This window comes from Streptomyces akebiae (genome assembly GCF_019599145.1).
In the GTDB taxonomy this organism is placed as follows: domain Bacteria; phylum Actinomycetota; class Actinomycetes; order Streptomycetales; family Streptomycetaceae; genus Streptomyces; species Streptomyces akebiae.
The window spans coordinates 7,436,785-7,449,155 of record NZ_CP080647.1 but is presented as its reverse complement, the minus strand read 5'-3'; the positions used below and the strand labels follow the sequence as shown (position 1 = coordinate 7,449,155).

General features: G+C 69.5%; 8 protein-coding genes and 1 pseudogene. 3 read left to right on the top strand and 6 right to left on the bottom strand.

Translation table 11 applies throughout. From position 1 onward, the window contains the following. Window positions 1–220: 220 nt before the first annotated feature. The gene (locus tag K1J60_RS32215; protein WP_220649274.1) at window positions 221–1,087 is read left to right on the top strand and encodes an LLM class F420-dependent oxidoreductase; all 867 of its coding nucleotides are present in this window, start codon (window positions 221–223) and stop codon (window positions 1,085–1,087) included. A gap of 86 nt (window positions 1,088–1,173) precedes the next feature. Here the strand turns inward: K1J60_RS32215 and K1J60_RS32210 are convergent, their stop codons facing one another. From K1J60_RS32210 to brxD, 6 genes and pseudogenes are all read right to left on the bottom strand, one after another. Beyond that, window positions 1,174–2,445: a TolB family protein gene (locus K1J60_RS32210; protein WP_259408025.1), complete on the bottom strand. Its 1,272-nt coding sequence runs from the start codon at window positions 2,443–2,445 to the stop codon at window positions 1,174–1,176. Window positions 2,446–2,759: 314 nt separating this feature from the next. After that, window positions 2,760–4,163, bottom strand: coding sequence for a condensation domain-containing protein (locus tag K1J60_RS32205; RefSeq protein WP_220649273.1), 1,404 nt, complete (start codon window positions 4,161–4,163; stop codon window positions 2,760–2,762). A gap of 297 nt (window positions 4,164–4,460) precedes the next feature. Continuing rightward, window positions 4,461–4,805 carry a hypothetical protein gene (locus tag K1J60_RS32200; protein WP_220649272.1) on the bottom strand — a complete coding sequence of 115 codons (345 nt, stop codon included), beginning with the start codon at window positions 4,803–4,805 and terminating at the stop codon, window positions 4,461–4,463. Between the two features lie 257 nt (window positions 4,806–5,062). Beyond that, window positions 5,063–5,374 (bottom strand): annotated as a pseudogene (locus tag K1J60_RS46245) (DUF2397 family protein); the annotation flags it as partial. Window positions 5,375–5,710: 336 nt separating this feature from the next. Next, window positions 5,711–7,912 carry a DEAD/DEAH box helicase gene (locus tag K1J60_RS32190; RefSeq protein WP_220649271.1) on the bottom strand — a complete coding sequence of 734 codons (2,202 nt, stop codon included), beginning with the start codon at window positions 7,910–7,912 and terminating at the stop codon, window positions 5,711–5,713. Continuing rightward, window positions 7,912–9,261 (bottom strand): BREX system ATP-binding protein BrxD, encoded by a 1,350-nt coding sequence (gene brxD, locus K1J60_RS32185; protein WP_220649270.1) that lies wholly within the window; start codon window positions 9,259–9,261, stop codon window positions 7,912–7,914. Before brxD ends, K1J60_RS32190 begins: the two co-directional genes overlap by 1 nt. Window positions 9,262–9,489: 228 nt before the next feature. Between brxD and K1J60_RS32180 the strand changes: the two genes are divergently transcribed. After that, complete coding sequence (locus K1J60_RS32180; protein WP_220649269.1) at window positions 9,490–11,307, top strand: DUF262 domain-containing protein; 1,818 nt, start codon at window positions 9,490–9,492, stop codon at window positions 11,305–11,307. Continuing rightward, entirely contained in the window at window positions 11,304–12,356 is a 1,053-nt protein-coding gene (locus tag K1J60_RS32175; RefSeq protein ID WP_220649268.1) for a CBS domain-containing protein, read from the top strand. Before K1J60_RS32180 ends, K1J60_RS32175 begins: the two co-directional genes overlap by 4 nt. Window positions 12,357–12,371 lie beyond the last annotated feature (15 nt).

The window sequence follows — 12,371 nt, the reverse complement described above, 5'->3', positions numbered from 1 at the left end:
CTTCGGCCAGAAGGTAAAGCTGAGGTGGGAGTGACGTCAATGGATGCGACACGATTGGTATCGACGGCTCGTCCGCGACGGGGCGACGGCTCATCCGAGACAGGGCGACGGCTCATCCGGAACGGAGCGACGGCTCATCCCAGACAGGGCGACGGCTCATCCGAGACAGGGCGACGGCTCATCCGGAATAGATCGCGAAGGCGACCTGGTTGGCGTTTGCATGGCCAAGGACAACAGTGTGGGACGGTACGGCATCTGGAGCATCGGCCTGCGGGCCGAGGACCCGGCTCGTCACGGCGAACTCGCCGAGGCGGCAGCCGAGTTGGAGGAACTCGGCTTCGGCGCGATCTGGCTCGGCGGCAGCACCGCGGTACGGCACGCCGTCCCGCTGGTCGAGGCGACCAAGCGCATCACCGTGGCCACGGGCATCCAGAGCATCTGGCAGTACGAGGCCGCCGAAACGGCCGTGGGCTTCGCCAACCTGGAGGCCGCCCACCCCGGCCGCTTCCTGCTCGGCCTCGGCGTGAGCCACGCGAAACTCGCGGAGCAGTACCGGCGCCCGTACGCCGCCATGGTCGACTATCTGGACGCCCTGGACACCGCCGGAGTCCCCGCCGACCGGCGGGTCCTCGCCGCGCTCGGCCCGAAGATGCTCCGGCTCGCACGGGACCGGTCGGCCGGCTCACACCCGTACCTGGTGACGCCGGAACACACGGCACAGGCCCGCGACGCGCTGGGGACGGGCCGCCTCCTGGCCCCCGAGCTGAAGGTGATCCTGGAGACCGACGCGGACCGCGCCCGGGCGATCGCCCGCGCCCACCTCGCCTTCTACCTGACCCTGCCGAACTACACCAACACCTTCCTCCGCCTCGGCTTCACCGAGGCCGACCTCGGGGACGGGGGCAGCGACCGCCTGATCGACGCGGTGTACGCGTGGGGTGCGGACGAGCGGATCCGGGCGCGGGTGGACGAGTTCCACGCGGCGGGGGCGGACCATGTGGCGCTGCAGGTGCTCGACGGGCGGGAGGGCGACGCCCTGCCGAGGAAGGAGTGGAGGCGCTTGGCGGAGGTGGTGGGGGCGGCCTGACCGGACGGGGTCGGAGGGTGCCGTTCACCTCCGACCCCGTCGACCCCGCGCCCCTCAGCCGCCTGGTACGACCACGGAGCCTGGTGTCACCGCACCACGCGGGCGAACACATCCCCGATCAGGTTCGTGTCCTCGGGTACGAGCCCGGGGTGGTACGACTCGAACACGACCGTCGACTCGTCCCCGCTCAGCGCCGCGTCCCCCACGGTGACGGGCTTGCCGTCCTGCCCCGGCGACAACAGCTCCTCGTTCCCGGTGCACAGGTCGCGCAGGATCAGCCCGAGGGACGTACGGTTCGCGTCCGCCGTGTTGAGCAACAGCTTCGAGCCGTCGACGGACAGGTCGGACAGCAGCGTGAGATCGGTGGGGGCGTGGCCGTCGTACCGCCGGAGCTCACCGGTACGCAGATCACGGACGAAGGCGTTCACGCCGCTGTTGGTGTCGGCCTCCGGGACCAGGTTGGTGGCCGCCGAGTTGAACCCGACCTTGGAGCCGTCGCCGCTGAGCACGGGAGCGGAGGCCGAGGTGCCGGCCGGCGCCCCGTCGTGGGTGGCGTCGGCGTGGACGGTACGCCCGCTGCGCCGGTCGTAGACCAGGATGTCGCCCTGATCACCGGTACCGGGCCCGGTGTACCCCTCCAGATAGGCGACCTTGCGCCCGTCCGCGCTCATCGCGACCTGCTCGCACCGGTAGTAGGTCTTGGAGCCGTCCGGCTCCCGGCTGACCCGCCGCACCTCCCGCGTCTTGCGGTCCAGCAGCATGACCCGGCAGGGGAACGCGCCCTGCGGATCGGCGGCGTACCGGGCGACGAAGGCGACGTACCGCCCGCCCGCGCTGACCGGCGCGATGCCGTACGACAGCTGGTAGCCGTCGTCCATCGCGGGCGTCAGACGCTCGATGGTGCCGGTGCTCAGGTCCATGACATGAACGGAGGAGGTGACGGTCGCGGTCGAGTACGACCCGAAGGTCAAGTACCGCCCGGACTCGGACAGTTGAGGCGTAGAGGTCGTCTCCCCCGGCACCACCACACGCTGCAACGGCTCCCCGGGCCCCGTCCGGTAGTAGACGCTGTTGCGCACATCGGTCCCCGGCCCCAGGTTGGTCGCGGACGACATGAAGGCCACGACACGCCCGTCCGCGCTGACGACGGGGTCGGTGGAGTGGCCGTTGCCGCCGGTGACGCCGTCGGGGGCCACACTGATCCGCTGGGTGCTCGGCACGACGGCCGGCGTCTCGTCCGGGTCGGCGGCCTGGGCGGGCCAGGCGGAGCACATGACAACGCCCGCGACCACGACGGCGTTCGCGAGTGTGCGCAGGGTGCGGTGGGTGCGCAGGGTGCGTAAGGAAGGTCTCTTCAACTGGCTCCCCCTTCGACCGAGGACGACCCCAGCCGCCCCCGTACCCCGCCGCCCCCGGCCCGGCGCAAGGGACCCACGAGGATGCAGGCGATGAAAGCGCGCAACCGGTGCGGGGTCAATGCCTACGACCACGCCGCTTCCCTGTGCACCACCCTGCGTTCCCGTGCACGACCTGGCTGAGGTGAACCCGTGTGGCCACGGCTCACAGGCCCCGCTCGTCCAGCAGCCGCATCAGGTTCCGCTCGCGCGTCTGGGGGGTGCGCAAAATGAGGCGGATCGCTCCGCTGTCCGGCTGATCACCGGTGTCGGTCCCGTCAGACGGGCTCGCCAGGGCCGTTCCGGGCCACCGAGAAGATGACCTCCCGCATCTGCTCGACGTACAGTCGCATGTTCTTGTAGGCGATGTCGGTGTCCGGGTAGCGGGCGGCGAAGTACAGCCCCTCGTGGAGCCTGTTGAACCAGGCGCACACCCTGTCCCCGTAGGACACTCTGACCAGGCCGTACGCCTTCAGCTCGGTCCAGCGCTCTGATCCGGGGATATGCCGGGTGTCGATGAACGAGACGATCGAGTACAGGTCGGGCGACGTCGGGCGGAAGTCCGAGCCGAGCAGGCGCAGCACCCGGCCGATGGGCAGACGGGCCATCGACCTGTTGGCGTGCACCGCGGTGTGCACCATGTCCAGGACGCACCGGAAATCGACTGCCTGTGCCGTGTGGATCTCGATCGGTGCGCCGCCCACGTACCAGCCCACGGAGTCCCGCCATTCGGACTTCGCGCGTGTGTGGAACGGCACGACCGTCCGGAAGGCGGGTTCGCCGCCGATCTTGTGGACGACGAGGCTCGTGGCGGCCAGGAGGCCGGCCGGAACTCCGCCGAAGGGCCGGCAGGCCTCGTCGAACGCGGCGATGTCGTCGGCGTCGACGAGCATGTCGTGCATGAGTTTCTGCGCGGGCAGAGGGCCGCCGGGATCCAGGCCGAGATCGATCGGGAAGTTCGGCAGGTCACCGCCGCACAGGTCGATGAACTCCCGCCAGCGGGCGACGATTTCGTGCGTGTCGTCGATCCGGTCCGCTTCTGCCCGCTCGATTTCGCAGAAGTCCACGTAACTGCCGACCGGTGACCATTGAACGGGACAGCCCTCGACAGCCGTCGCGCAGAGCTCGTGGATCTCGGCGGGGATCTGTTGGATGGAGTACGCGTCGACGTTGCTGTGGTCGAAGGCCATGTACACACTCGTGCCGTCGTCCCGCACGATCGCCGCGTAGATGAAGTTCGGCCAGCTGAGCGCGTTCGCCGCGACGTCGAAGCGGTCTTGGAGGCGCTGCACGAGTCTCTCCACGTCGGAGAACTCGCCGACCACCTCACGATGAAGTACGACGGCCTCGGCATCGAGCGTGAACCGACGCAGTTCGTCGCCGGCCCAGCGGAAGCCGCTGCGCAGCGTCTCGTGCCGGAGGGTCCAGGTCCGCAGGGCGTCCTGCAGTACGTCCAGATCGATCATGCCCGGGATGTCGAACGTCGTGCCGAGCCAGGTCGGAACGAACAGGCCGTCCTCGCGCACCGACTTGGCCGTCCGGATGTGCGACTCCTGGACATACGCCGGCGGTCGGGAGTCCTCCGGCAGACCGGTCGCTGTCTCGATGGCCTCCTGATCGAGCGTCCACTCGACGAGCAGGCCCGGCCGGACCTCGCAATGCTGGATGTCGGTCATTCTCACGGCAGGCATCTCCGTTCACGGGGCGCAGTGGGCGGCGACTCGGACCGAACCGTCTCTTCGCCGACGCGCTGCGGGGTGGCCTCCGGCAACACCAGCGTGGCCGGGCGTTCACCCGTGCGGTCGGCGAGATGGAGAAGGACGGCTGGGAACAGCCAGTCGGTGCGGGTATGGCTGACACGTGAGCGCCACTCGGTGTCCGGGCGGAAAGTCCGGGCCGGCAGATCGCACCGGTGTTGCTGCTCGGATCCGGCCGACGCCATCCTCCCGGCCGGACCCGTCCCTTCGGCGGCGCTGCTGTCAGGGGGTGCAGACCATCGTCGTCTGCCCGTCGACCTGCAGCGTGGCGCACACGCGCGGCACGCGGGGAATGGTGAGGGTGAGGCGCTCTTCCACATTGGCGCGCACGGTCTGCTGCAGGTCCAGCAGCACGGTCTCCCCGATGGTGATTCTCGCCCCCACTGTCTTGTCCACGTCGCACGTGACCGTGAGGGTGACCGTGCTGGTCAGGTTGTTGTCGGTCTTCTGGATGTCGGCTTGGCAGGGAAGCTGCTGCCGGGGAGCGGCCTGCGCGGGCACAGCCGCGAAGAGAGGTGTGGCAGCCAGCACCAGGGCGGCGGCGGAACGGAGTATGAGGTGAGACATGTGGTCCTCCCAGGGGATCGGCAGGCCGGGTCGGGGCGCGGCCTGCTCTCGCCATCACTACGAAATGTCTCTTTTGAGACATTCGAGATGATGTGATCACACCCCTGGGCGGCCTGCAACACGGATGCGCCACCCGGCCGAGACAGGGCAGGTCCTGGGGTGCGTTTCGAAAGTGGCGGCCACAGCCACTCGTTGCTGACTGCGACCAGCACGGTCGCTTCGTAGCGGACGGCGAGCTTGTCGTAGCGCTGCACACGCTCTCCCAACTTCGACAGCTGGTGACGGGACCGGGAACGCTGGTACTCGGCGATGCTGGTCGCCGTGACGGTGTGCGTGCTCCGAAGCGGGTTGCCCCGTTTCACCAGCTGTTCGAGCCGGTCGGTGAGCGTCTCCGCGTCGAGCCTCGCCCCAGGGCCACCCGGCTCCGGGCTGCCCTGACCGCCCGTCCGGGCCGGCCTGGCCAGCACGTCCGGCACGGCCAGGTCCGCGAGCAGCGTGCCGCAGAACACCCGCATCACCGCGACGTACTCCAGGCGCTCGGGCGCGCTGAGGTAGGTGTAGGCGCTCAGCCGCTGCCAGACCTCGGGGTCGCGCCCCCGAGCAGACCGTTCCTCGTTCGCCTGCCGGGCAGTTCGTCCCCCTCCATCTCCATACCGACGAGCCTACGGATCGGCGCTGACACTCGAGACACGGTCGGGAAGTTCGACGCCTCACCCATCGCCGGCCTGACCACCAACGCCATGACCATTGGCCATGGGCAACCGCTCTGCGAGCGCCGGGCAGCACCGTCATCCACTCCGATCACGGCGTGCATTTCGCGTCCTGGGCACTCGAGTACGTCGGGATCTTCCGCAACCGACAGCGCGCTGCCGGCCGTCTGAAGCGGCCTTGGCGGCTCTTCCGACTCAGCCGCCGTACTGAAAGCGTGCCGACTCGCCGAGCACCAGGCGAGCGCTCTCGAAGTCGGCAAGGCGGACCGCCACCGTGGCCACGGCGAGGCGTTCCGGGAGGGCGGCGGAGAACTTCAGGCCGCGTACGGCCCGGCGGTCCACGTCAGGCAGGACGAGGTTGTCTCCGACGTTGTCACGGGCCGTACGCCAGTCGGCCGGGGTGAGGTCTTCGCGCAGGCGCAGCCAGCTGTCGGTGGGCCGTTGCAGAGGGTCGGCGACCGACTGCAGGGTGGCTGCCAGGGTGGCGTTGGCGCGGTAACCGGCCCAGGTCCACCAGCGGATGTCGGGGCCGACGCGCGTGATCAGTGTGCCGCCCGGGTGCACAGTGGCGGGTGCGTCGGTCTCGCGCTGTTCGGCCAGGCACGTCTCCGCACGCCGGGTGAGGGAGACGGGCGGATCCGTCCCCAGCAGCACCTCGCGCATGGCACGCGTCAGGGCGTAGGACAGTCCGGCGACGCCGCCGTTCATCCACTTGGCGATGCCGCCGCCGTCGGCGGGCTCGACGAAGACGCGTTTGCGCAGCCAGTCGATGTAGGTGACCTGCCAACTGCGTCCCCCGAGCAGCAGCCGCCGTGGGCCGGGCCGCTCCTCGGTGAGGACGCTCGGATCGGTACGGCCGATCTCCGTACGCCCGGACAGGACGGTGAACTGCGGCGGCGCGGTGAAGGACGCGGTGAGTTCGATGAAGTGCCGCTTGCCGAAACGGCGTTCCGCCTCGGGTCCCACGAACAGCATGCCGCCGTCGCTGTCGAGGAAGCCCTCCTCGGTGAGGAAGCGCAGGATCGGGGCGGCGGAGCTGTCGAAGGGTTCCAGGCCGTTCCACTGGCGGTCCCACAACTGGTCGCCCAGCTTGTGCTGTTGCAAAGTGACGGCCAGTAGTTGCTGGGCCACCAGGTGGCGCGGCTCGGGCGGCGGGACGACCGGTTCCACCCAGCCCCGCGACCACAGCAGCAGCAGGCCGGCCGCCTGCAGCAGCGTGTCCTTGCGGGTGGTGAGGAACAGGCAGTTGCGCACGGTACCGGGGCGTCTGCCCGTGCGACCGATGCGCTGCAGGAACGAGGCGACGGAGGCCGGCGAATCGATCTGGACGACGCGATCCAGGTCGCCCACGTCGATGCCCAGTTCCAGGGTCGAGGTGGAGACGATGACGCAGTCGCGTGCCTCGGCGAAGGCACGTTCGGAACGGGCGCGTTCGTCGACGGAGAGGGAGGCGTGCGACAGGAAGACGGTCACCTCCCGGGCCCGCAGCGCGGCGCCCAACTCCTCGACCTGTCGGCGGGAGTCGCAGAAGACGAGCCTTTTCTCTCCCCTGTGCAGGGCCGCGATGAGTTTGGCGGCGTTGTCCAGGGAGCCCACGTAGTCGAGTTCCACCTCGCCCGCGGGCCCGGTGCGGTCGCCGTCCGCCTCGCCGGGCGTCCCTGCCCCGCCGGGGTCGGGCGGCGGCTCGACCCCCGGGGCGACGACCTGCCCCGTACGGCTTCCGGCGCCGGCGCCCTGCAACCAGTGCAGCAGTTGGGCGGGGTTCCCGACGGTCGCCGAAAGCCCGACGCGCTGGATGGGCCGTCCGGTGACCCTCTCCAGCCGTTCGAGCACGGCGAGCAGGTGCCACCCCCGGTCGTCGCCGGCGAAGGCGTGCACCTCGTCGACGACCACGGCCCGCACGCTTCCCAGCAGGCTCGCATGGTCGGTCTTGACACCGATCAGCATCGCTTCGAGTGACTCGGGCGTGGTGAGCAGGACGTCCGGCGCCTCGGTACGGATGCGCTGCCGCTGCGACTCCTTGGTGTCGCCGTGCCAGAGCGCCGCGCGCCGCCCGAGCCACTGGGCGTAGGCGTCGACGCGGCCGACCAGGTTGTTGAGGAGCGCTTTGAGCGGGCACAGGTACAGGACGGAGGTGCCCGTCCACTTCTGTTCGGTCATCGCCGACAGCAGCGGAAAGCAGGCCGCCTCGGTCTTGCCGCCCGCCGTCGGCGCCAGCAGCACGGCGTCCTGCCCGTCCATGAGTGGTGTGATCGCCGCCCGCTGGAGGGGGCGCAGATCGGGCCAGCCGAGGGTGTTGACGATGTGGTGCAGGACGACGGGGTCCAACCGGTCGAGTACGTCGGCTCCGTCCCCACCCGGGCCCGTACCGGCGGGGCTCCCCGTGTCCAACGCCATCACAGCTCCAGGTCGATGTCGTCGGCCGACGCGGAGCCGCCGGCGACCGTGGCGGCCAGGTTTCGCTCCACGTCGGTGAGTTCGCTGCTCGCGACCGTCAGCCGGTAGTGCTGCCGGGGATCGAAGTCGTCGAACTGGTCCACGCGGTCGAGGACGTCCCCGACCAGCTTCTTCAGAAAGAGGCGGGGAGCCACCCCGACCTTCCCGCCCAGCGCCCCGCCGACGGCCCGCGCGAGGTCCGCGACGTAGGAGTCGTCGACGACCGTACGCACGCGCTCGGGCGACGCGGCGGCCTCGGCGTACAGGTCCCGGATGGTGGCGCCGAGGCCGATGAGGGACTCCTGGTTGAAGCCGGGGAGTCTGATCTGCACGGCCCGGGGGTTGTCGAAGCGCGGGTCGGTGGTGAAGTCGGTGGCGAGCCTCTGGGCGAGCGGTGCCAGGCGCTGCACGCCTTGCTGCCCGTCGTAGAAGGCAGGCGTGCCGGTGATGACGAGGTACAGGCCGGGGAAGCGGCCGGAGTGCACCTCGTCGATGAGCTGCCGCAGCGAGTTGAGCGCCTTGTCCCGGGCGTCCGACCGGACCCGCTGGAGCGTCTCCACCTCGTCGAGCACGACGAAGAGCCCGGTGTGCCCGGAGTCGCGCAGCACGGTGAGGAGCCCCTGTAGGAAACCGAGGGCACCGAAGTGGTCCAGGTCGCCGCGCACCCCGGCGGACCTACGGGCGGAGGCAGCTACATGCGGCTGGCCGCCGAGCCACGCCAGGACGGCCGAGGCGGTCGCCTCGTCCCCGTCCGCGAGGGCGGCCCGGTAACCGCGCAGCGCGGTGGCGAAGGACGGAGCGTGCCGGGACACCTCGGCGAGCCGCGCCACCAGCAGCTTCTCCACCTCGACAGGCAGTTCCTCTTCGGTCGCGCCGGCCGCGAGGGCGTCCTCCTCCAGGGCGTAGAACCAGGCGTCGACCACGGGCCGCAGGGCGCTGGGTGGGAAGCTGGACGTGGTGAGCCTTTCGGTGAGCCGCCGATAGACCGTCTCCAGCTTGTGCAGCGGTGTCTCGTTCTCCGAGATCTGGATCTCGGCCACGGCGAAGTTGCGACGCTTGGCCCGCTCCCCCAGCCAGCGGGTGAAGAACGTCTTGCCGGACCCGTACTCACCCCGTACGGCCTTGAAAACGGACCCCCCGGACGCCACGGCGTCCAACTCGGCGTCCAGGGCCGTCTCGAACCGGTCGAGGCCGGTTGCGAGCAGGTCGAGCCCGCTCTCGGGCACGGCTCCACGGCGCAGGGCGTCAAGGACGGTGCGGCGGCGGGCTGCGCTGACCTGGGCGGGGCGCTTGGATCCGGTGGTGCTCACGGGGACCAGTGTTCCATCTCCCTGTGCGACATGGCCTCGAGGAAGCGTCCCGATGCCCGGTCCGTGACCAGGTGAGGCCCGCCGCCCCTCTCCTGGAAGCCAGGGCCCCGCAACCTGATCCGGGCGGTGCTTCGGTCATCTCGTTGTTCGGTGAACCAGTTGACTGTCACCGGAGAGCGCTGATGAAATCACTCTCCGTACAGGCATCAGGGTGGGAAGTGGAGTCACATGGCGGCCCTCGACAACGTGAAACTGAAGGACGTTCTGGCGGATGTCGCCTCGGGCTCCTTACAGTTGCCCGACTTCCAGCGGAACTGGAAGTGGGACGACGACCGGATCCGGGCGATCATCGCGACGGTCACCCTTGACTACCCGCTGGGCGTCGTGATGACGCTGCAGACCGGCGGCGCCACCCGGTTCCGTTCCCGGACCCTCACCGGTGCGCGTCCGGACGGGGACCCGGCGGCGGACCTCCTGCTGCTGGACGGACAGCAGCGCCTCACCTCCCTCTTCCAGGCCCTGTGGCTGGACGCCCCGGTGGAGACGGCGGACTCCCGGAGCAAGCCCATCCAGCGGTGGTACTACGTCGACATCGCGAAGGCCGTCGGCCCGTCCGCGGACCGCGACGAGGCCATCGTGTCCGTACCGGCGGACAAGGTGCTCAGGACGGACTTCAACCGCACCGTGGTGCTGGATCTGAGCAGCACCGAGGCCGAGTGCGCGGCCGGCCTCTTCCCGCTCCACTTCGTCTTCGACGCCCAGCGCGTGAACGAGTGGAAGAAGGCGTACATCAAGGCCGACGAGGACCGGAACTGGGACCTGTGGGGCCAGTTCGACGAAGCGGTGCTGCAGCAGGTCCGCGCCTTCCAGGTCCCGATGATCCGGCTGGGCGCAGCCACCTCCATGGACGCCGTCTGCGCGGTGTTCGAGCGGGTCAACACGGGCGGTGTGCCCCTGAACGTCTTCGAACTGCTCACCGCGACGTATGCCGGGGACCGCGACTATGTGGACCAGACCGGGGACTACTACCAGCTCCCCGAAGTGTGGCGGGAGATCAAGCAGGCACTGGCGAGCAAGTTCCCGGTCTTCGGCCGTATCGAGAGCGGTCTCGAAAACGGGCTGAGCAGCATCGACTTCCTGCAGGCCATCGCACTGGTGCGCACCTGGGAGCGCAAGCAGGAGGGCCTCGGGGCCACGGTGTCCTGCAAGCGCCGCGACCTGCTGGACCTCCCCCTGGCCGACTTCGTCCGCCTGGCGCCCAAGCTCGCCGACGCCTTCGCGTGGGTGGGCGACTTCCTGGAGCGGCAGTGCATCGTCCGCCCGGCCGACCTGCCGTACAAGACGCAGCTCGTCCCGCTCGCGGCCGTCCGCGCCATCCTCGACACGGCGATGGACGGTCTGGGGGCGGAGGAGAAGACCGAGCAGTGGTACTGGTGCGGGGTGCTCGGTGAGATGTACGGCGGCTCCACGGAGACGCGCTTCACCAAGGACGTCGAACAGCTCGTCCCCTGGATCGCGCAGGAGGAGAGGGCACCCGAGACGGTCACCGAGGCGTTCTTCTTCGCCGAGCGCCTCGACACCCTCACCACCCGCAACAGCGCCGCCTACAAGGGGATCTACGCCCTGCTGATCAAACAGGGGGCGGTGGACTGGCACCACACGGACGCCCCGCTCAGCCCCGGCAGGCTGGACGAGTACGGCGTGGACATCCGGCAGATCTTCCCCAAGACGTGGTTCCGACGTGGCAACAGCCAGGGCCTGCCCACGAGTTCGATCGTGAACAAGACCCCCTTGTCGTACCGCGCGGCCATGGACATGACGGGGGCGCCGTCGTCGTACCTGTCCACGATGATCGCCGCGTCCGACACGCGTCCCGAGTGGTTCGACGACATCCTGACCACCCATCTGATCGATCCGGACGCCTTGCGCGAGAACGACTACGAGCGCTTCTACCGCGACCGCTCCAAGCAGTTGCAGGACCTTGTGCACTCCGCCATGGGCAAGAAGACGATGCTCCGCGACCTGCCGGAGGACGACGCCCGATGACGAGCAGGCCTCAGGAGCGGGACATCGCCTCGCTCAAGGGCAGGACCGTGGCTGTGCAGGAGATCCTCGACCTGTTCGAGGTCAGAGTCCGTGACCACCGGACGGTGCACCGGATCTCGCAGGCCCTGGCGGACTGCGGGCTGACCACGCTGCCGGACTTCGCCGTGTGCGCTCTGCGCACCACCGTCGACGTCGTGCCGCTGGCAGCCGTTCCCGCGCAGCGCACACCGTCCGATGCGGACGACGAGGCCGACGCGACGGACGAGGCCCTGCCCTCGCACGCCCTGCCTCAGCGGCTGCTGCTCGGCGACATCCCGTCCGCGCGGCGCGGCGTGGTGTCCGTAGGCCCTGGCACGCCCCTGTCCCAGACGACCTTTCTGATGCGTACGAAGGGCCTCTCCCAGCTTCCGGTGACCACCGGCATGGCGCAGGTCCACGGCGTCGTCACCTGGGGTTCCGTGGCCAAGATGTACGAGGCGGGGAAGGAGGCCACGCTCGACAACGCCATGGAGAAGGACTCGCTGCCCGTCGCCGACGCCCGACAGGAGTTCTTCACCGCCCTCCCTGTCATCCGCGAGCACGGCTATCTACTCGTCCGCGGCGACGACGGCTGCCTCTCGGGCATCGTCACCGCCGCGGACATCACGGAACGCTTCGAAGGGGCGGCACGCCCCTTCTTCATCGTGGGCGAGATCGAGTCGCTGCTGCGCCGTTGCCTGGGCGCGGCCCTGGACGCGGAGACCATCAAGGCGGTCCAGACGAACAAGAAGCCTGAGCACCGCACCGGCCAGGTGTCGGACCTGATGTTCGGCGACTACCTGCGACTCCTGGACGGCGACCAGACGAAGCAGTCCTTCGCCGACCAGGCCGACCGCAACTGGGAGGCCCTGAAGTGGCCCAACATGCCCCGGGAGCAGTTCATCGGCCTGCTGAAGCGGGTGAAGGACATCCGCAACCGGATCGCCCACTTCGACGAGAAGCCGCTTCCGCCGGAAATGATCGACGAGTTGACGACCTTCGCGAAGGTGCTGCGGGCGTTCGCGTCGTGAGGTAGCGAGCGACGC

What these genes read in the sequence shown, in the direction of transcription:
- K1J60_RS32215 (WP_220649274.1), top strand. Translation starts at nt 221, where the DNA reads ATGGCCAAGGACAACAGTGTGGGACGGTACGGCATCTGGAGCATCGGC.
- K1J60_RS32200 (WP_220649272.1), bottom strand. Translation starts at nt 4,805, where the DNA reads ATGTCTCACCTCATACTCCGTTCCGCCGCCGCCCTGGTGCTGGCTGCC.
- K1J60_RS32190 (WP_220649271.1), bottom strand. Translation starts at nt 7,912, where the DNA reads ATGGCGTTGGACACGGGGAGCCCCGCCGGTACGGGCCCGGGTGGGGAC.
- K1J60_RS32180 (WP_220649269.1), top strand. Translation starts at nt 9,490, where the DNA reads ATGGCGGCCCTCGACAACGTGAAACTGAAGGACGTTCTGGCGGATGTC.
- K1J60_RS32175 (WP_220649268.1), top strand. Translation starts at nt 11,304, where the DNA reads ATGACGAGCAGGCCTCAGGAGCGGGACATCGCCTCGCTCAAGGGCAGG.